The sequence below is a fragment of the Ignicoccus sp. genome, from assembly GCF_056435145.1.
In genome coordinates this window covers 18,402-36,957 of record NZ_JBWNMZ010000007.1, presented here as the reverse complement: position 1 = coordinate 36,957, position 18,556 = coordinate 18,402, and the positions used below count along the sequence as shown (strand labels likewise).

Genomic DNA, 18,556 nt, shown 5'->3' with positions numbered 1-18,556 from the left:
CCATGAAAAGATATAAGGGGGTTAAGAAATGAGAATAGTAATGGTACGGTTTCGAATATAGCGTGTTCCCACGGGCTCAATGAGGAAAATGGAAATGAGGAGTGAGAAAAAGTTGATTATTTGTAATACCCAAAGGATTGAGACAACATACTATATGTTGAATAGAAAGTATTGAAGCAGCTTGTAATTACATCTTGTTGAAAATAAAGAAAATCGTCAAAGGCAGATCCGAGAGCCTCGACGTTCCTTGGATGTCTTCGTTTTCTTTCTATAAAACTTGAGAAGGTCTGGCTGCAACGGTGTATAAGTTAAATTCTCCCGAACGGCCGCTTTTGGGAAAGGGAGTTGAGGATCATTGTGGTAACCTTAGCCCTCGCCCTAGGGGTCATGGGGGCCCAATGTTTCCGAGCGCACTCTAACGTTACCTACCTAACCAGCGACTTGGTCACAAAGATATACCCGAAACTCAAGCCAGGAACATACGTAAATCACGTATACGTGGATGATTACAAGAGGGCCTTGGGCAACTACACCGGCTGGTTGCCAGCAGTAGTAACTGAAGTTTCCGGAAAACAGGTCGAGGAGTGCAAGAGGTTCGGGAAAGTACTAAAGGGGTGCGACGGCTCCACTTATTGCTTATACCCAGCGCCCCAAGCACCCCTCTACGTCTATGCAGGAAACTACACCGAGCTTCTGATAAAACTTAACGTTACCAGGGGTTTGGGCGACCCACAAGCTAAAGTCTGGATAGTGGAGCTCTTGGACCCCCTCTGCCCTTATTGTGCTTTGTTCTACAAGAACGGAGGAGCTAGCTTGATAGAGGAGTTGGTGAAAGAAGGCAAAGTATATCTAATACCTATAGTTGTAGCCTTCCACGTAAACGCCCCCGGCTACGAGGAGAGCTTGCGCTTGGCTTACCAACAAAACGAGCTAGGCAAGGAGGGAGCGACGGAAGAGTTCTTTGAATTAGAGCACAAGATAGCTCAGAACTTCGAGAAGTTGTATAGAAACCAACTCAAGCTCTCCAACACCACCGCGAACGAGCGCGAGCTGAGGGAGGCTAACGAAAGGACCTTGGAGCTCGCTCAAAGGCTATTCCCCTACGTGGCCACGCCGGGCAACGTTTTCGTGAACAGGACGAGCGGCGAGGCCGTTGCCACCCTAGGCGCCTTGAGCGAGAGGGGAGTGAAAGTAGTACTGGAGCTCTTAAAGAAATAATCCATCACTTGTGTTTTGTGACTATGAAAGAGGTGGTGGTCCTCACCACCCCCGGTATTTTCAGTATTTTCTCCCTCAACGTCTTAGCTATATCGCTGTAGTTCTCCCCTTCCATCATTATTACAAAGTCGTAATCACCGGTAACCTCATATATTGATTTTACCTCCTTCATATCTTTCAACTTCTTCGGTATCTCAGTAACCGCCTGGGGCTCGACGACCATGAATACCAAAGCCTCTACCAAGCGCCTCTCCCGCCCTTCCGTCGGAGGGGGGCGTAATTAGGAGTCGTCCTTACGGTTAAGATCTTCTTCCCTTGTGCGGAAACGACGCCGCCGAGAAGCCGACGAGCACTCCCATCAAGTTCGCTGTCAAGTCCATCCACTCGTAGGTCCTCCACGGGACAAAGGCCTGAGAGAGCTCCGAGAGGCTTGCGAAAACCGTCAAGGCCGCGAGGCCGTCCCAACCGAGCGCGAGAGAGGGCTCCCTCAAGCAAGAAAGAAGAGGAGGAAGTGTCTGGTCGAGGCGCCGGGGTCGAGGGACCAAGGGTCGGTTGCCCTCTCGGCGAAGCTCAGTCGTGAGGGGGCATCAAAATGAGGTCGTAGGTTAGGAGGATTGTGTAGATGGTCCAGATGGTCTTCACAACATCTTTAAAGCCTCTTCCACCGGAGTCCTCGGAGCTGCCGGAATTACCTTCATACCTAAGGTCTCCACCCATCTCGAGGCGCCGTGGCTCTGTGGCTCCGGGGCTATTACTACCTGAACCCCCTTACTGACCAAAAACTCTGCTAAGAGCCTCCCCTTTCCCCTCTCGGCGGTAACGAAAGGGTTTCTCAGCCTCTCCACCTCCTTCCCGTCTTCGAACAAGCAAATGAACGGGGCCATGCCGAAGTGGTGGGCCACCCAACACTTGTCCTTGTAGCACTCACAGAGGACTGCTACCCTCAAGTCCCCTCTCCCTTGGTGGGGGCGACGCAAAGGTCTATTATGTGTCAGTCTTGCGGTCGCTCTCCTAAAGAAGCCATCGTTTTGGGAGACGTTGGCCTCACAGCCTCCTGAAGATAGCTCCCTTCAAGGTCTCCAGCCCGAGGCTTACCTCTTCTACCCTCAAGGCCTCGTAACCCCGGAGGTCGAACTTGGGCGTTAAGGAGCTCCATACCAAGACCAAGTATCCTCCTTTCTTCACCTTCAAGTTCTCTATTATTTCCTTCCCCCACCTCCAGCACGTAGCGGGATCGTCGTCGCACGGCAAGTAGGGCAAGTTCGCCACGACCGCGTCCGCAGGTCTAGACAAGCAGGAGGTAGAGTTGCACAGCACGGCCTCGAAGGAACAGAGCTTGCACGCCTTCGCCGCACAGCGGTTTATGTCTATCCCTATTGCGAAGTCTACCTTCCGCGCGAGCGCGTTCATAAGCGCGCACGAGCCCGTCCCGACGTCGACCCCGAGGCCCCCGACCTCCGGTAAGCCCTCTACTAGCCTCCAAGCAAGCCAAGTGTCCTCGGCGGGGGCGTAGACCTCGTCGTCCCAACAGAAGCAGGGGTCTTTATTACATACCAAGTCGCACACGCGCGCCCCGGAGAGGATTTTTCTGACCTTCCCTTTGCGCTTTGAGGGTAGCACGCAGTGGAGGCGAAGTACGACCCACTCAAGGTCGAGGAGGAAGTCTTCAAGTTCTGGAAAGAGAACAAAATATACGAGAAGGTTAAGGAGTTGAGCAAGAAGAGGGGCAAGGTCAAGCTCTTCCGCTTCTTAGAGGGGCCGCCGACCGCCAACGGCTTCATGCACGTGGGTCATATGAGAGGGAGGACCTACAAGGACATAACGTTGAGGTTTTGGAGGATGAGGGGGTACTGGGTCTGGGACCAAGCGGGGTGGGACACCCAAGGGCTCCCAGTCGAGCTCGAGGTGGAAAAGAAGCACGGGTTCAAAAGTAAGAAGGACATACTCAAGTACGGAGTCGAGAAGTTCGTCAAGGAATGCCAAGAGCTGGTGGACTACTACATCTCCCACTGGAGGGCCGACAGCGAGAGGATGGGCCTCTGGCTGGACTACGAGAAGGCCTACGAGACCCGCCACCCTAAGTATTTGGATGCGACCTGGAGCTACTTGAAGAAGATGTTCGACCAAGGGAGGATATACAAGGGTTTGAGGGTGGTAGCGGTCTGCCCGCGCTGCGAGACCGCGCTCTCCTCCCACGAGGTGGCATTGGGCTACAAGACCGTCAAAGACCCGAGCTTTTACTTCAAACTCCCCTTAAAGGACGAGGAGGACGCTTACCTCATCGCTTGGACCACTACTCCCTGGACCATAATAGCCAACGAGGCCGCCGCCGTACACCCCCACGAAACCTACGTGAAAATAGAGGTTGAGACAAACGGAAAGAAGGAAAAGTGGATACTTGCAGAGAAGAGATTGGAGCCTTTCGCAAAGGAGGTGGGCTTGAAGGAGTACCGAGTTGTCGAGAGGTTCAAGGGAGAAGAGTTGATAGGGAAGGAGTACGTCCACCCGTTACTGGAAGAGGTGCCGGCTCACAGAGAGCACTCCAGGCCCCACCACACCGTGGTGGAGGGCGCCATCATAAGGAGGAAGGTAACAGTAGACGGGAGCGAAATAGAGGAGAAACAGATATTCGTTTCAATGGATTCGGGCACCGGAATAGTCCACATGGCCCCTGCCCACGGCGCGGAGGACTTCGAGGCTTGCAAGCGGGTCGAGATAAGGGTGTTCAGGCCGATAAGGAAGGACGGCCACTTCACCGAAGAGGCCGGCAAGTACGCAGGAATGTGGTTCAAAGACGCAGAAAAAGAGGTAATTAAGGACTTAAAGGAAAAGGGCCTCGCAGTCCACGTCGGCACGGTCGAACACGAGTACCCGCACTGTTGGAGGTGTGACACCCCGCTGATGTACTACGCCGACGAACAGTGGTTCATAAAGGTAGAAGATTTGAGAGAGAAGTTAGTTAACGAGAACGACAAGGTAACTTGGTATCCCAAGTGGGCTTACGACAGGATGAGCGACTGGCTCCAGAACGCGAAGGACTGGACCATAAGCAGAGAGAGGTTCTGGGGCACTCCTCTGCCTATATGGACCTGCGCCTCGTGCGGCTACCGCGTCGCCGTTTCCAGCTTGGACGAGTTAAAGAAAATGGCTATCAACCCGGAGGCCGTTGTAGACCACCACAGACCTTGGGTGGACGAAGTTAAGCTGAGGTGTCCCAAGTGCGGGGGCACGATGGTGAGGGAGCCCTACGTGGTGGACGTCTGGCTGGACTCCGGGGTGGCCCACACCGCCTCGCTCAAACAGATAGGTGCGGAGGACTACTGGGACTTGTTCTACCCGTACGACTGGATAACTGAGGCCCTCGACCAGACTAGGGGTTGGTTCTACACCCTATTGGTGACCGGAGTCACGTGGCACGGGAGGGCCCCCTACAAAAATGTGTTGACCCAAGGCCACATACTAGATAAGTACGGAAAGAAGATGAGCAAGAGTAAGGGTAACGTAGTCTGGGCTAAGGACGTGTTCAAGACTTACGGGGCGGACCCGGTGAGGTTCTTCTTCGCGATAAAGAGCGCGCCTTGGGACTCGGTCCGCTTCGATCCGGATGACATAAAGCTAGCCAAGAGGACGTTGGACATACTTTGGAACTCAGTCAAGTTCGCTAAAAATTACATGGAACTCGACAAGTGGAATTTGGAGAAGCTGGAGGAGGGTCTCAAGCGCTTAGAGCCCGAGGACAGCTGGGTCCTCTGGAAGCTGAACGAGTACTCGAAGAGAATCGCCGAGAGCTTGGAGCGGTCCGCGATCCACCGGGCGGCCCAAACCCTTCAAGAGTTTGTGGTAGAGGTGTTGAGCCACAAGTACATAACCCTTGTGAGGCCCAGAGTCTGGGAGGAGGAGGAGACCTCCTCCAAGCTCGCCGCTTACAGCGCGCTCTTCCTAGCGTTGGACGCTGCGATAAGGATGAGCGCCCCCTTCGTCCCCTTCTTGGCGGAGTACTTGTACCAGCGCTTCCAGAGGGCCCTGGGGTTCGAGGAGGAGAGCGTGCACATGCTCTCATGGCCGGAGGAGAACACCTTGTACGACCCGGAGGAGGCAAAGGCAGTGGATGAGCTCTTGGAGGCCGCCGAGAAAGTGCTGGCGCTCAGGACGGAGAGGGGGATAAAGAGGAGGTGGCCCCTCCCGGAGGCCTACGTGATTGTAAAGAGTAGAGAAGAAAAGGCTGAAAGGGCAAAGGTCAGGAGAGGAGATAAAGAAGTCGAAGAGGTTATGTATAAACCTGCATTGAGTAAGGTAACAGTCGAGAGAGCCGCCAAAGTCCTCGGTACTTACGCCAACATATTGAGGGTCGAAGTGTCAGAGGAGGTCCCGAGAGGAGACTTCGATATCATAGAGACCGAGAACCTAAAGGTTTACATTAAGGTGAAGCTGGACGAGAGGACTAAGGCCTTGGGTTTGACGAGAGAAGTAATAAGGAGGATACAGACCATGAGGAAAGAGGAGGACTTACCTTTGGACTACGTGTTGAAGAAGGTAATAGTGTTCAGTGATAACAAAGAGGTACTGAAAGCCGTGGAGGAGTTCAAGGACTACGTAGCTAAAGAGGTAAGGGCAAAAGAGGTGATAACCTCCGAGGAACCCGTAGAGGGCAAGGAGTGGAAATTAGAAGGCTCTAAGGTTGTGATAGCTCTGGTGAAGTGAACGTGTGCTGGGGTGCCCTCTTGCTCTTAGTAGCTCTGACCTTCGGGGAGGCAACGTATTTCTTCCTCTCCGTGGCCACGGGCAACTGGGGAGGCGCGGCGCTCTCCTTGTTAGCCTACGCCCTCTTAGTAGCGACAATAAAGGCGCTCGGGGCCGCTATGGCCCGGGGAGGGTTCTGTTGAACTGCGACCTCGAGGAGCTCCAAAAGTTCGTGGACGAAGAGTACTTCCTCAAAGATTTCAACAGGGGGGTGGAAGCGACCGCCCTCTGGTTCCTCGAGGAGGTCGGAGAGCTCGCGGAGGCGATAATCAAGGGAGAAGGACTGGAGGAGGAGTTCGCGGACGTGCTCGCCTGGCTCATCTCTTTAGCTAACCTGCTCGACGTGAACCTCTGCGAAGCCTTCAAGAGAAAGTATTTAGAGAGAAGGCGGAGAGGAGCCCCTCCTTGATCTTTTCCGACTTCCTCTTGGTGACCTCCTTGAATATTTCATAAGCGAGCTCCGCGGCCCGCCTCAAGACCTCTTTCCCCCCGAGGCCGCAGAGGGCCCGGTCGGTGTAGAAGAGGCCCGCTTGGGCCCCGTCGTAAAAACGGACGATCTCGAATATGAAACAAACCTCAAAAAGCTCGCCGGACTTGATGACTGCGAGAACCCCTCCAAGGCCGTACCTCTCGTCCCTCACGGCGAAGGGTTTGCACAGTCTCTCCCCCTTCGAGTTCATAGCCTCGAAGAGCCGAGAGCACTGTTCCTCCACTATCATACCATCCTAATAAACCCCTATTGGGGATAATGAAAGCTGGTGGGAAGCGATGGGGTCCCACGGTAGCCTTACCAAGGCCGGGAAGGTCAGGAGCCAGACCCCCAAGATACCCCCCAAGAACCCCAACAGGAAGAACAGGCCCCCTAGGGTTAGGAACAGGAGAGAGTTCTTGAGGCTTCAGAAGAAGCTCCTCGCCCAGGCGGCCTAACCCCTCAGTTTTTTCGCCTCCTTCCCTCCCAGAGCGTAAAGGGCTGAGGAGACCAGCCCCAACGCTGCCACCGCGAAGAGCGAGGCGGGCCCCAAGGCCTTGTACAGCGAGGCCCCGAGCAAGGGGCCGAGGGCGTTGCCCAAGCTGAATGCAGTCTGTCTGTTCCCGAAGTGCTCCACCCTCCCCGAAACGCTCCCTTGTGCGGCCTTAGAGGCGGAGACCGAAAGCACGGAAGCGACTCTGCTCAAGGTAAGCAGCGCCAAGAGCGTCCACAAGTCCGACACGAAGGGTACGGCCGCCAAGGCCGACACTTGGACCAATTTGAAGAGCGAGGAAGCGTACAGCTTGTGGGCAGTACCCAAGTAATCTAATTTGGAAGCGAAGGTATAGCTCAATGTCATTGAGATCAGCCCGGGAAGGCCCCACGCGGCCGAATAGTGGACCGGGACCGCGCTGACGTACTGCATCACGTACGCCGACAGAGCCGGCCCCCTCGAACCCAAAGAGAGGCCGTTTATGAAAGCCGTTAAGTATAGTATCTTTAACACCACGTTCGACTTCTCCCTCTCTCTCCTCCTCGTCCCCGTGGGGACCAGGGCTGAGGCCGCTGCCGCCGCGGGCAACGCAGCTATCAGCGGTAAGGAAGGGACTACCATTACGGCGCCGGCGAAGAGAGAGCCACCCGAGAAGCCCAGGTTCTGCGCCACCGTCAGCCGCACCATCCCCTTGACCCCCCTTTTGGCGGCGCTCCGCTCCAGGGCCGGGAAGGCGAGGCCCGAGCCGAGGCCTTGTAGGGCCCTCCCAAGCAAGAGCGAAGGGACTGAGGGGAGCGCCATGAGGCCCAAGCCCAGGGCCGCCAGCAGTGCCCCCAACTTAGGGCTCCCCTCCGAAGCCCTAGAGCTCCCCAGAGCCCTGGAGAGCATGAACGCTGTATTTATAGTTCCGAGTTCTATTACTATTCTATCAGCTGGCACTCTCTTGCCCAACGTTATACCCTTGGCTTGGAGGAGCAAGTAGGGCAGCGCGACGAACGCCGAGGCCGCCGCGAAGGCTAGGAGGAACGCTGCTACCTCTTCCCTCATCTCTCCCCTTGCGGGTCTCGGAGGTAAGAGGCCTTATCGAGCTGCCGCCAGCGGGTTGACGGGCTGCGTTTGGGCTTGATGAGGGTACGGGGGTATCACTATGGGAAGCACGAACACTATGCTCAACGACAGAGCCATTACTATCAGAGCGTAGAAGAGCCCCGCCGCTACGGTGCCCTTGACTATCTTTCCCGTAGCTATGCCAGCTGTTAGAGAGAGGCTTAAGCCCATGTAGAAGACGTAGCCGAGGACTTCCAGCGGGTCGACGGGCTTCAGCTCGTTCTTTCCGAGCTTTTTGTTGACTTCCATTGAAGAGGCGTACATCTGGACAGCTAAGTAGTAGAGTATAGCAGCCGTGGCAACGAATATGAGAACGCTGAAGAGGATTATGAAGCCTTGGTTCTTTAACGTTTTCTCCCTTTCCAGTTCGAACTCTCTTATCCTCCTCGCTAGTTCAGAAGCCTTGTCCAAGACCTCCATCGCCCTTCCGCCGCTCTCGTAGGCTTCTTCTATGAAGTAGAAGTATTTTCTCGTCTCCTTTGGCAACTCCCTTATAACTAGCTTTATTGCGTCTAGTAGGTCGAGGCCCAAGAGGTATATCATGGAGGCTATTCTCCTTACGTACGGGGAGAGGGCGCCGTAGTCTCTGTCCGCTATCTCCACGAACGCAGCGTTTACCCTTACTCCGCTCCTGACGGTGACCGCTAAATCTTGTAACATTAACGGCGTATTAGTGATGATGCTTTCAACCCTTCTCATGAACTTGTAATAGCTTATTGCTGGTCCTGCTATTATTAACATCAAGCTTATCCCTATGGCTTTCAAGGTCTCCGGCCTGTAGGGCAAGTATATCCTCGGCAACGCCTCAAAGGTCTTGTCACCCGGGGGCTGGTAGAGCAAAATCCCCACGAATATACCCAACACGGGCAAAATAATCGAAATTACTATTTCATCCTTTGAGAGCTTCAAGGTCCTACCACCCCCTTACCTTGTTCAACGTTCCATCTACCATCAATACAGCGAATATTGAGAGGAGCGGTATTCCTATGAAGGCCATGAGTCCCGCAATCAAGCCAGGGGGTACCGGGAGGCTGAGGCCGAAGTTCTGGGCCGCCGAACCCATGGTGCTAAGCACTACTGCGAACGATAGCCCCAGTATTGGCATGACAGCTGCCCCAGTGACGTACATTTCGCTCATTATTTCGAGAGCTCCCATCACTTCCTTCATTTTGGCCTCCATGGATGCCATTGAAGTTTCGAAGCCTACGTCCGCGAAGTTCTCCAGCCCCGTGCCGGACTCTATTACGTTCGCTAAACCCCTTAGGAAGTTCGAGAAGTCCCTATGTGGGGTCATGTCGGCAACTTCTTTCAACACCTCAACTATGTCCTCGCCCAGTATGAAAACTCTCTTTACCACCTCACCGAGCTCCGGCTCTGCTCCCAAGCTCTCACTCTTCTCGTAGAGCTTCCTCAGCGCCTCGGAGTACGTCGTACCCGAGACGCCCAAGGCGGCCAAGTAAGCGTAAAGCACAACTAAGCTCTTCTCGAGCTGAGGAGCCCTGGACGAGAACATCATTATTGGGATGAGATAGAATAACATGAACAATATAGCATAACTCAATATAAATGAGAGAAATGAGAAAGCAAAGACCATAGGAATGGGTAAGTAAAGAGCGTAGAAGGTTATAAAGAAGGTGAATACAGCTATCACCGGAGCGATGAAGAGAGGGAGGAGTACCATCGTAGCTACGTATACTGGGTAGGACACCTTGAGCGCGGAGCCTATTATGTACTTCTCTAAGTTCTTAAACGACTTCTCCAAAGTTTTCTCTATTCCGAGTTCCTTAGCTATTCTATACATAATATAGAATATTTGGCTGGGGGCCTCTAACTCCTTCTTCTTTTTTCTTTCATACTTGGCAAGTATTTCTTCCAACACGACCTTGGTGCTCATATTGGGAGCACCTCCAGCTCCTCCACCAGCCCCGACACCCTCAGCTCCGAGGCTACTTGAGTGTAGACCGCGTTGGGGTTCCTCCTGTACTTCCTCGTTATGTCCATTACATCTTTTACCGATGTCTTCTCCCTCCATACCATCCACTTTATGACTATTGCTCTTCTCTTCATCTCGTTGTACAGCTGATGGTAGTTCATTAGCATCTTCTGGGCGGCGTCCTCTATCAAGTACAAGTGCTGAGCTTCCTTCCACGTATCCGTCTCGTAGTCCCACTTAAACGCAGTACTCATGACCAAGTCTCCCCTCTCGTCCAACGTGACTATCTCCCTTACCTCCAAGGCCCTCCTCACTATCTTACCTCCGTACTTTACCCTGGCCATGTGAATGAACACCTTTACTGACGGTATCAAACCCTTAGGCACGTCCATAGGTTTTGTGATGAGTCTCTTTATCGCAGCATCTATGGTTTCTCCGTGGACGGTCCCTAGGCCGCCGTGTCCCACCGAGACCGCTTGGAAGAACGTGAACGCCTCCTCGCCTCGTATCTCGCCTACGATGATGAACTCAGGCCTCTGCCTCAATGCAGACTTCAACAAGTCGTACAAAGTTATGTTGGCCACGCCGGGCTCGTTAGAGGGCCTGGTTACCATAGCTACCCAGTTCTCGTGGGGAAGCCTTATCTCCGGGGTGTCCTCCGCGGTGACTATCTTGCTTTCCGGAGGTATCATCATTGCGATTGCGTTAAGCATTGTAGTCTTTCCCGAAGCCATAGCCCCCACAACCAAAGCTGAGTTGATCGAGTCCACGAGGATCCACAAGTAAGCGGCTATCTCGGGGGAGATGGTCCCTAGCCTGACGAGTTCGGGCAAGGTGAACGGGTTCTCGCGGAACTTCCTTATCGTGAATGAAGGCCCTCGATAGGTGACTATTGGGTGGGTTGCGTGGAGCCTGTACTTCCAAGGGGGTATGGCGCCGTCCAGTATGGGCTGAGCATAGCTCAGCTCCTTGCCGGACCTCACGGCGAGCTTCCTAACGTACCTAACTAGCTCTTCCTCGTCTATCCAGACGACGTTGCTTCTGAGCCACTCGTACTTCTGGTGCCACACGTATATGGGTAAGTTCGTGCCGTCACAGAAGATGTCCTCTATGGCCGGATCGTTGATTATGACGTCCATCGGACCGTAGCCTACGGTGTCCCTAACTACGTAGTAGGTTATCTTCTCTACGCTTAAAGCCGGCAGCTTGAGGCCGTAGTCCCTTGCCATCCTTCTGACCGTCTGTGCTATGAGTCTCCCAGCTTCCAAGGGATTCTTGACAGTTTCCCTCAATATGTCGGCCCTAGTGTGGAACTCTTGGTAGAGCAAGGACTTGAGCTTCAACAGTCCCGCTAGCTCCCTTCTAGTTAGGACAGGCTCTATTGTGTGGTACCTCATCCTGTCTTCCTCATCTATGTAAACCAAGACGTAGCTGTAAGGGGGCCTAACGGAGTAGAAGTCTATGAGCCTTTCCGGCGGTATGAGGCTTCTGAACACCCTTGCGCCGCCTTCCGTCACGGCCGCCGTCCCGCTTCCCTCCCTCCTTACCCTCTCCAACACGTCGGTCGCAGGCTTCTTCGACCTTATCCTCTCCGCGAGCTCCGCTAGGTTCCTCTGGACGCTCTCTATAACTTCAGCCAGAGTAGGCATTACTCCCCTGTCCAAGGGTTTCCACTAACTCTCCCTTTAAGTATAGCTAGTAGCGCAGTCAAGGAAGCTAAGGCGAACGTTACGCTGGCAACGGAGAAGACCGTTTGGGGGCTAGAGCTGTAAACGGAACCGGCCCAAAGGGAAGCGATGCCGGTGAATATCTGAGTCACGGAGTTGTAGAGGCCGACCATAAACCCACACGACCTCTTGCAGGAAGAGGCGACCATAGAGTCTTGGGCCACCGAGCTGGCGCCCACCGCACCAGTCACCAGAGAGAATCCCAAGCTGGAGACGAGGGGGCTCTCGGACATTATTAATAAGGAGCCGAGGGAGCCCAGAGCGTCGAAGGCGAGGGCGACCTCCTCGGGAGGCCCTCGGCCGGCCAACCTGGGGGAAACTATGGCGGCTGCCGCGGAGGGGGCGTAAGCTATCATGACGCCCACTGGACTCAAGCCGAACTGCTCCTTTATGAAGACCGGGAAGAAGGGAGTCACCGCCCCGGAGGAGAAGGCCACTAGAGAGCCTATCGCCGTTGCCAAAGCCCACCTCCAAGACCATTCGAACTCGACTGCGGTTTCCTTCGGCTTCGTCTCTGGCAATTCCTTGGCTAAGCGAAACGCGTAGATTGATGCTAGAAAATATATAAGGAAGCTGAGCCTAAATCCCAGCAGTCCGAAATAGTTTATCAACACTAAAGGTACTGCAGAGCCCAACGTGCCGCCCAAGGCTAAGCTGCTGCTCAACTTGCCGTAGGCCTCCGGGGTGGGGGACACGTCCGCAACAATCACTATTGCGGAAGTAATAGCAACCATAGCCCCCGTGCCGCACATAGCACCTCCCAACGCCACTATGTCCGCGTTAGGAGCTAAGGCCATCGTCAACAAACCGAGAGAGTAAATTACTATCCCGAAGAGGAACGTGTCCCTCCTCCCGAACACGTCCGTGGCCACGCCACCCAATAGCCTGAGCACGGCGAAGGTAAGCGGCCCCACGCTCGCCGCGATTCCTATCAGCTGGCTGCTGCCGTGCATCTCTTGGATGTATAGTGGCAACAAAATGAGTAAGGTAGCCCCGGGAAGCGCGAGTACCAGCGCCAGGCGGTGTAACGCCTCGAGTACTTCCAACTCCTCCCCTCCGACGGGCCCGGGGGTTGGAAGGTCTTTACTGCCTTCCCGAAACACCCTCGGTGGTGGGTCACGAGTACTGTCATTCGCTTCGTGAGGGGGAGGTGGATACTAGACTCCAGAGGCAACCCCACCGTTGAGGTCGACGTCTACACGGAAAGCGGGTTCGGCAGGGCGGCCGCGCCGGCCGGGGCCTCGAAGGGGAGCAAGGAAGCCTTGGAGCTGAGGGACGGCGGGAGCGCCTTCATGGGGAAAGGGGTACTAAGGGCTGTGAAGAACGTAAACGAAGTAATAGGACCTTCCTTAGTGGGTATGGATTCATTGGATCAGAAGGAGATCGATGTAAAAATGATAGAGTTGGACGGAACCGAGAACAAGTCGAAATTGGGCGCGAACGCCATAGTCGCGACCAGTATGGCGGTAGCCAAAGCGGCTGCCGACAGCTTGTCCGTTCCCCTCTACTATCACTTAGGCGGTGCGCTGGCCCAGACGCTGCCCACCCCCCTTCTCAACGTGATAAACGGCGGCGTCCACGCGGGGAACCAATTGGCCATACAGGAATTCATGATAGTTCCGTGGGACTTCTCTTCGTTCTCCGAAGCGCTCCAAGCCGCTTCTGAGGTTTACCACTACTTGAAGAGCTACTTGAAGGACAAGTACGGCAAGGGAGCCATCAACGTCGGCGACGAGGGGGGCTTCGCGCCCCCGATGAGGGAGACGAGAGAGGCATTAGACGCCTTAGTTAGCGCGATAAGGAAGGCGGGTTACGAGGGGAGGGTCGCCCTTGCCCTGGACGCCGCCGCCACGCACTTCTATAACCATGAGAAGGGAGTGTACGAGATAGACGGAAAGGAGCTGGACAGGGAAGGGCTTCTGGGGTTCTACGAGGAACTGATAAATGACTACCCCATCGTCAGTATAGAAGATCCCCTTCAAGAGGAAGACTGGGAGGGGTTTAAAGAAGCCGTCAAGAGGCTTAAGGTAAGGATAGTGGGGGACGACTTGCTGGTCACGAACCCCAAGCTGGTGAAAAAGGCAATAGAAGAAGGGGCCGCTAACGCCGTGTTAGTAAAGGTCAACCAAGTAGGGACCGTAACTGAGGCTTACGAAGTAATAGATATGGCTAAGAGGGCCTCGTGGGCGGTCATAGTGAGCCACCGCTCGGGCGAAACGGAGGACACGTTCATCTCCCACTTCGCCGTGGGCGCCGGCGCCCCGGCAATCAAGGCCGGAGCGCCCGCCAGGGGCGAAAGGACCGCCAAGTACAACGAGTTGTTGAGAATAGAGGAAGAGATCGGGCAACCGAAGTTCGCAAGGGACGCCTACTTCAAGATCTGAGTCGCGCGGACCCCTCTCGACTAATAAAGCTCTTTTTTACCCGAATAGGGCACGGGTGGGTTGAATGGCCACTGAGGACAAGAGGCCGACGTCGGTGGCAGAGCTTCCCGGCGTAGGGCCTTCTACAGCAGCCAAGCTAATAGACGCGGGCTACGGCACGATAGAGGCGCTGGCAGTCGCCACGCCGGAGGAGCTCGTAGCCATAGGAATACCGCTAACCACTGCCCAAAAGATCATCAGAGCCGCGAGGCAGATGCTCGACATTAGGTTCAGAACGGCAAAGGAGGTCAAGTTAGAAAGGATGAACTTAAGGAAGATCACTACAGGCTCAAAGAACTTGGACGACTTGTTGGGAGGCGGGATAGAAACAAAAACCATAACTGAGTTCTTCGGAGAGTTCGGAAGTGGTAAGAGTCAGCTCTGCCACCAAGCCAGCGTCAACGTTCAGCTGCCCCTAGAACAGGGCGGGTTGAGCGAGGGCGACAAGGTCGCGAAGGCGGTGTACGTAGACACGGAAGGCACGTTCAGGTGGGAGAGGATAGAACAGATGGCCAAGTGCCTAGGCTTGGACCCTGACCAAGTTATGGATAACATATACTACATTAGAGCTGTTAACAGCGACCACCAGATGGCTATAGTTGAAGAGCTATTCAACTTAGTACCGAAGGAAAACGTAAAATTAATAGTTGTAGACTCGGTAACTAGCCACTTCAGGGCCGAGTACCCCGGCCGGGAGAACTTAGCGGTTAGGCAACAGAAGCTCAACAAACACTTACACCAGCTGGGCAAGTTGGCCGAAGTGTACAACACTGCTGTAATAATTACCAACCAAGTCATGGCAAGGCCAGACGTGTTCTACGGCGACCCCACCCAAGCGGTGGGCGGCCACGTGCTTTACCACGCCCCGGGAGTTAGGGTACAGCTGAAGAAGGCCAGAGGAAATAAAAGAATAGCAAGAGTTGTGGACGCCCCTCACTTGCCGGAGGCCGAGGCAGTGTTCGCAATAACCGACTGTGGAATACGGGATCCAGAAGATTAAGCCCTTTTATTTATTAAAACGAACTATTGAGGAACGAAAGTCGCTTCGGAGCGGACTTCCTCCTCGGCCCGCTCAAGGACGGCAGAGCCGGGATCCCGAGGACCGGCACTAGGGAGTTACGAGTAAGCAGCAGCCCCGGCCGCCTCTGGCGAAGAGCAGCGACGCCGTTTGGAACTACTCCCGCTAGGTCGGCCTTTATCTGTATTACGTAAACCTTCGCGCCGGTCGATGGAGCCGCTACGCCCGTCGTCGCCTTAGGTAACGTTTCTCTCCTCATGGGGATGGTCATATGAGTTCTTATAAACGAACTTGGTGACGTAACTCTCCGACGATCTGAGGAGCGACAAGGGTGCTGTGCCCCACTCGGTCGCTTAACTTGGTAGCAGCGTAGGTGCCATCATCTTTACACGTCCCCCTGGGAAAACAATCTATAAGGCTCGTCAGCGCGACCCCGTCCTTGAAGTCTATAGCGCTCCTCACGGGTTCGGGCAAGTTCCTCGCTACCCCGGTACCTGCGATCACTGTACCTAACACCTTACTTAGACTTAAAGCTGATTAGGGTGACGTTCATGTACTCTCCGTCCAACTGCCGCTCCGCCCCCTCAGTCCTGGAGGGTTGGACAGAGCAAGGCAACGCAGCTTTTATTTCTACAGCGCTCGGGATCCTCGATTCAATGTGGTGATACGTATAACCTTTGGCCTACAGTTATATTCGGTTTCCATAGTCTTTAAATTATTTATCAGCAATTTGTTAAGGACCATGTGAAACGTGTAGCCATCCATGACGATGCTCGCGTCAGATAACATAGTTGTTAAGTCGACCAACTTGCCGGCGGCGAGCTACAACTACTATTAGTGGCACTGTCGTTACCATTCTCTTTATCATTATTACCGTAAGCGAGGTACGTATCTCTCAACGCATGACTCTCCGCGCACTAATAATAAACTTTCCGAGGAAGGCCTCTGGGACGAGAGCGTGGTTGATGAGGTAATCCGCGCTCTACGGGCGTTAGGCGGAAGGGCCTCTTCCTCCGACCTCTTAGAGGCGTTGGCCTCCAAGTTCGGGGCCGCAAAGGCTAGAGCCTTGATAGCGGAGGCCGTTAGGAGAGGAGTTATCAAGAAGGAACCCTGTTACGACTGCGAAAAAGAGGTCTTCGTTCTTCAGAACCCAAATATCTGATAGTGTAAGAGCTCTTCTTCTAACCTCTCCAGCCTCTTTATAATGACCATTACCTCGTGGTCCGGCACTCCGAAGACTTGAGCGGCGGTCATGATCGTGTCCTTCCACTCCTCGACCCTCTCTAAGAATGAGTTCATTATCTCAAACACGACACCCTCTTCGGCCAGGCTCACGGAGCGTTCCCCAGTCCCTAATAGGTGGGCTTCAGGGCCTTTGTGCGAATGGCCCAGTAGCTTTCTAAAAAGACCCAAATATCACCGTTACTGCTTTGGCTGTTAGAATAGAAATTAGGATCGAGATGACAATAGAGAGGACAACAAGCCTCCAGCTCTCCAATTCGTCCTTCATGACGGCTATGGTAGCTATGCACGGGACGTAAACCGCGACTGCAAACATGAGCGCCAAGGCTTGTACGGGGGTTATGCCGAGGGCGGCGGCCGCATCTCTTATGTTACTCGTCCCACTGCTTATGGCTATGACGTCTAACACAACTTCCTTTGCTATCGTGCCAGCCAACATAGCCACGTTTACTATTTCCGCCGCCTTACCCTTAACGCCCAAGGCCCACTCGCTGAGCGGTTCGAAGGCCTTGCCTATCTCCCTCGAAACTGAACTCTCCAAGACAAACCACAAAATTACGCTGAAGACGAATATTATTGTTCCAGCCTTCTTCAAGAAGTGTTTTGCTTGGTCCCAAGTCATCCAAACCACTATCCTCAGCTTCGGCACGTGGTAGGGCGGCAGCTCCATGATTAGCTCGGCTTTCTCCTTAACTTTGAATATAAACCTAGCCGATAAGTAGGTTGTAACTATGAATATGAGGAGCGAGTACGCGTAGACCGCGAGCACTGAAAGGGCCCTAGACCACGGGGGGAGCAGAGAGGCCAACGCTAGGAATACTACCAGCCGGGCTTGACAAGGTACGTACATGATGTTCATCGCTACCGCCTTCCTCAAGGCTGATGATTCCATTACCCTTGAAGACAATACCCCGGGCACGTTACAGCCCATGCTTATTATCAACGGAAATATTGCCTTTCCCGTCAGACCAACAACTCTGAAGAGCGGGTCGAGGGCCACCGCTATCCTGGGCGCCACTCCCGAGTCCTCTAAAATAGCCAACAAGAAGTAGACTGTGAATATTAATGGGAAGAACGATAACACCGCTCCAACGCCCGCTATTATGCCGTCGCCTACCAAGCTGCCCCACGGGTCTGGTAACGAGTCCTTGGCCGCATCCGCCAAAAAGTCGAAGAGCGATCCCAATATCTCTGACGTGTTGTAGTTCTCCGCCGCCTCCGCCAGCGAGCGAAGGCCTAGAGATCTGAAGAGTACGTCGGCCGGAAACCCTGTGTTTAGGGAGAACGAGACGAAGAGGACAGCAAACAATATTAGGAATGCCGCTATCGGCCCCAATAGGGGGTTCAAGAGGGCGACGTCCAGTACCTTGGCCCACCAAGCCTCCTTTACCACCTTCTCGACTTGCACTGCGCCCTCCACTATTCCCTCAATAAACCTCCACCTCTGTTCAACTATGATCTTCCCTAAGTCCGTCCCTAACTCCTTCTTGGCCTCTTCTACAACCTTCCTCACCTCTTCGCCCAAGCCCACACTTTCTATTATCTCCCACGCAACGGGGTTTTCCGCCAAGGCTTCGGCCGCGTACCACCTTGGGTTGCCCTTTACCTTCCCCCTCAACAAGTCCGATATCTTGACCACGTAGTATTCTAAGTCCCCGTAATTTATGTAAAGTTCCTTTTCCCTTTGTTCCTCGAGGACCTTATCTAAGACCTCGTCCACTCCTTCGAGGTTGTAGGAGCTGAAGGGGATAACTGGGAACCCGAGCCTCTTTTCGAGCAACCCAATGTTTATGTGAATCCCGGCTTTCAGCGCTGCGTCAATCTTGCTGAGGGCCACGACCCCTTTCCCCTTGAGTTCTAGGGATTGAACTACCAAGTACAAGGTCCTCTTTAAGGACGTGGAGTCCGCTATAGCTATGTGGTTGTTAAACTCTTTCGTTACGAAGCTCTTCGCCGCTATCCTCTCTTCCTCGCTTGTAGGGCTCAATGAGTACATCCCGGGGAAGTCGTATATGCAGATCTCCTTTCCCTTGTACTCGATTCTTATTACCTTAATGTCCACTGTGACTCCGGGCCAGTTCGCGACGTCGCTTACGTACTTACCTATTAAGACGTTTATGAACGTAGACTTGCCGACGTTAGGTTGACCCACTACGGCTATGGAGTAGCACACTCGAAACCCCGTT

21 protein-coding genes are annotated in these 18,556 nt (G+C 54.0%); 8 read left to right on the top strand and 13 right to left on the bottom strand.

The annotated features are described in order from the left end of the window. Positions 1–345: 345 nt before the first annotated feature. Positions 346–1,218: a thioredoxin domain-containing protein gene (locus tag AC1HCZ_RS02645; RefSeq protein WP_479461995.1), complete on the top strand. Its 873-nt coding sequence runs from the start codon at positions 346–348 to the stop codon at positions 1,216–1,218. A 4-nt stretch (positions 1,219–1,222) separates the two neighbouring features. Here AC1HCZ_RS02645 and AC1HCZ_RS02640 read toward each other — a convergent pair whose 3' ends face one another. From AC1HCZ_RS02640 to AC1HCZ_RS02625, 4 genes are all read right to left on the bottom strand, one after another. Next, positions 1,223–1,462, bottom strand: a complete 240-nt coding sequence (locus AC1HCZ_RS02640) for an Lrp/AsnC family transcriptional regulator (RefSeq protein ID WP_479461994.1) — start codon at positions 1,460–1,462, stop codon at positions 1,223–1,225. A gap of 55 nt (positions 1,463–1,517) precedes the next feature. Beyond that, entirely contained in the window at positions 1,518–1,709 is a 192-nt protein-coding gene (locus AC1HCZ_RS02635) for a VanZ family protein (protein ID WP_479461993.1), read from the bottom strand. Between the two features lie 147 nt (positions 1,710–1,856). Next, positions 1,857–2,165 carry a NifB/NifX family molybdenum-iron cluster-binding protein gene (locus tag AC1HCZ_RS02630; RefSeq protein WP_479461992.1) on the bottom strand — a complete coding sequence of 103 codons (309 nt, stop codon included), beginning with the start codon at positions 2,163–2,165 and terminating at the stop codon, positions 1,857–1,859. A 97-nt stretch (positions 2,166–2,262) separates the two neighbouring features. Next, positions 2,263–2,784 carry a class I SAM-dependent methyltransferase gene (locus AC1HCZ_RS02625; protein WP_479461991.1) on the bottom strand — a complete coding sequence of 174 codons (522 nt, stop codon included), beginning with the start codon at positions 2,782–2,784 and terminating at the stop codon, positions 2,263–2,265. 57 nt (positions 2,785–2,841) lie between these two features. Here AC1HCZ_RS02625 and ileS point away from each other — a divergent pair, with 57 nt between their 5' ends. Genes ileS through AC1HCZ_RS02610 form a run of 3 tightly spaced genes read left to right on the top strand, consistent with a single transcriptional unit; the run spans position 2,842 to position 6,367 of the window. Continuing rightward, positions 2,842–5,919 (top strand): isoleucine--tRNA ligase, encoded by a 3,078-nt coding sequence (gene ileS, locus AC1HCZ_RS02620; protein WP_479461990.1) that lies wholly within the window; start codon positions 2,842–2,844, stop codon positions 5,917–5,919. Next, positions 5,916–6,101 carry a hypothetical protein gene (locus tag AC1HCZ_RS02615; RefSeq protein WP_479461989.1) on the top strand — a complete coding sequence of 62 codons (186 nt, stop codon included), beginning with the start codon at positions 5,916–5,918 and terminating at the stop codon, positions 6,099–6,101. The genes ileS and AC1HCZ_RS02615 overlap by 4 nt, the downstream gene beginning before the upstream one ends. Next, the gene (locus AC1HCZ_RS02610; protein WP_479461988.1) at positions 6,098–6,367 is read left to right on the top strand and encodes a MazG nucleotide pyrophosphohydrolase domain-containing protein; all 270 of its coding nucleotides are present in this window, start codon (positions 6,098–6,100) and stop codon (positions 6,365–6,367) included. Before AC1HCZ_RS02615 ends, AC1HCZ_RS02610 begins: the two co-directional genes overlap by 4 nt. Here AC1HCZ_RS02610 and AC1HCZ_RS02605 read toward each other — a convergent pair. Then, positions 6,321–6,677, bottom strand: a complete 357-nt coding sequence (locus AC1HCZ_RS02605) for a hypothetical protein (protein ID WP_479461987.1) — start codon at positions 6,675–6,677, stop codon at positions 6,321–6,323. The genes AC1HCZ_RS02610 and AC1HCZ_RS02605 overlap by 47 nt on opposite strands. Before the next feature lie 49 nt (positions 6,678–6,726). On the opposite strand from AC1HCZ_RS02605, the gene AC1HCZ_RS02600 reads away from it, so the two are divergent. Continuing rightward, positions 6,727–6,885, top strand: a complete 159-nt coding sequence (locus tag AC1HCZ_RS02600) for a 30S ribosomal protein S30e (protein WP_479461986.1) — start codon at positions 6,727–6,729, stop codon at positions 6,883–6,885. Here AC1HCZ_RS02600 and AC1HCZ_RS02595 read toward each other — a convergent pair. The 5 genes from AC1HCZ_RS02595 to AC1HCZ_RS02575 are packed head-to-tail and all read right to left on the bottom strand — an operon-like array spanning position 6,882 to position 12,733. Next, positions 6,882–7,967, bottom strand: a complete 1,086-nt coding sequence (locus AC1HCZ_RS02595; protein ID WP_479461985.1) for an MFS transporter — start codon at positions 7,965–7,967, stop codon at positions 6,882–6,884. The genes AC1HCZ_RS02600 and AC1HCZ_RS02595 overlap by 4 nt on opposite strands. A gap of 33 nt (positions 7,968–8,000) precedes the next feature. Continuing rightward, on the bottom strand, positions 8,001–8,936 hold the full coding sequence (locus tag AC1HCZ_RS02590; RefSeq protein WP_479461984.1) for a type II secretion system F family protein: 936 nt from the start codon (positions 8,934–8,936) through the stop codon (positions 8,001–8,003). A gap of 4 nt (positions 8,937–8,940) precedes the next feature. Beyond that, positions 8,941–9,921: a type II secretion system F family protein gene (locus tag AC1HCZ_RS02585; protein ID WP_479461983.1), complete on the bottom strand. Its 981-nt coding sequence runs from the start codon at positions 9,919–9,921 to the stop codon at positions 8,941–8,943. Next, on the bottom strand, positions 9,918–11,624 hold the full coding sequence (locus AC1HCZ_RS02580) for a type II/IV secretion system ATPase subunit (protein WP_479461982.1): 1,707 nt from the start codon (positions 11,622–11,624) through the stop codon (positions 9,918–9,920). Before AC1HCZ_RS02580 ends, AC1HCZ_RS02585 begins: the two co-directional genes overlap by 4 nt. Then, the gene (locus AC1HCZ_RS02575; RefSeq protein ID WP_479461981.1) at positions 11,609–12,733 is read right to left on the bottom strand and encodes an MFS transporter; all 1,125 of its coding nucleotides are present in this window, start codon (positions 12,731–12,733) and stop codon (positions 11,609–11,611) included. The genes AC1HCZ_RS02580 and AC1HCZ_RS02575 overlap by 16 nt, the downstream gene beginning before the upstream one ends. 84 nt (positions 12,734–12,817) lie before the next feature. Between AC1HCZ_RS02575 and eno the strand changes: the two genes are divergently transcribed. Beyond that, on the top strand, positions 12,818–14,071 hold the full coding sequence (gene eno / locus AC1HCZ_RS02570; RefSeq protein ID WP_479461997.1) for a phosphopyruvate hydratase: 1,254 nt from the start codon (positions 12,818–12,820) through the stop codon (positions 14,069–14,071). Between the two features lie 64 nt (positions 14,072–14,135). Further along, the gene (gene radA, locus AC1HCZ_RS02565) at positions 14,136–15,110 is read left to right on the top strand and encodes a DNA repair and recombination protein RadA (RefSeq protein ID WP_479461980.1); all 975 of its coding nucleotides are present in this window, start codon (positions 14,136–14,138) and stop codon (positions 15,108–15,110) included. Positions 15,111–15,407: 297 nt separating this feature from the next. On the opposite strand, the gene AC1HCZ_RS02560 is transcribed toward radA, so the two are convergent. Next, positions 15,408–15,644, bottom strand: coding sequence for a hypothetical protein (locus tag AC1HCZ_RS02560; protein ID WP_479461979.1), 237 nt, complete (start codon positions 15,642–15,644; stop codon positions 15,408–15,410). Positions 15,645–16,086: 442 nt separating this feature from the next. Between AC1HCZ_RS02560 and AC1HCZ_RS02555 the strand changes: the two genes are divergently transcribed. After that, complete coding sequence (locus tag AC1HCZ_RS02555) at positions 16,087–16,290, top strand: hypothetical protein (RefSeq protein ID WP_479461978.1); 204 nt, start codon at positions 16,087–16,089, stop codon at positions 16,288–16,290. On the opposite strand, the gene AC1HCZ_RS02550 is transcribed toward AC1HCZ_RS02555, so the two are convergent. Further along, positions 16,272–16,463, bottom strand: a complete 192-nt coding sequence (locus AC1HCZ_RS02550; protein WP_479461977.1) for a hypothetical protein — start codon at positions 16,461–16,463, stop codon at positions 16,272–16,274. The two genes, AC1HCZ_RS02555 and AC1HCZ_RS02550, sit on opposite strands and share 19 nt — an antisense overlap. 64 nt (positions 16,464–16,527) lie before the next feature. After that, positions 16,528–18,543, bottom strand: a complete 2,016-nt coding sequence (gene feoB, locus AC1HCZ_RS02545) for a ferrous iron transport protein B (RefSeq protein WP_479461976.1) — start codon at positions 18,541–18,543, stop codon at positions 16,528–16,530. Between the last annotated feature and the right edge of the window lie 13 nt (positions 18,544–18,556).

What these genes read in the sequence shown, in the direction of transcription:
- AC1HCZ_RS02595 (WP_479461985.1), bottom strand. Translation starts at nt 7,967, where the DNA reads ATGAGGGAAGAGGTAGCAGCGTTCCTCCTAGCCTTCGCGGCGGCCTCG.
- AC1HCZ_RS02600 (WP_479461986.1), top strand. Translation starts at nt 6,727, where the DNA reads ATGGGGTCCCACGGTAGCCTTACCAAGGCCGGGAAGGTCAGGAGCCAG.
- AC1HCZ_RS02605 (WP_479461987.1), bottom strand. Translation starts at nt 6,677, where the DNA reads ATGATAGTGGAGGAACAGTGCTCTCGGCTCTTCGAGGCTATGAACTCG.
- AC1HCZ_RS02585 (WP_479461983.1), bottom strand. Translation starts at nt 9,921, where the DNA reads ATGAGCACCAAGGTCGTGTTGGAAGAAATACTTGCCAAGTATGAAAGA.
- radA (WP_479461980.1), top strand. Translation starts at nt 14,136, where the DNA reads ATGGCCACTGAGGACAAGAGGCCGACGTCGGTGGCAGAGCTTCCCGGC.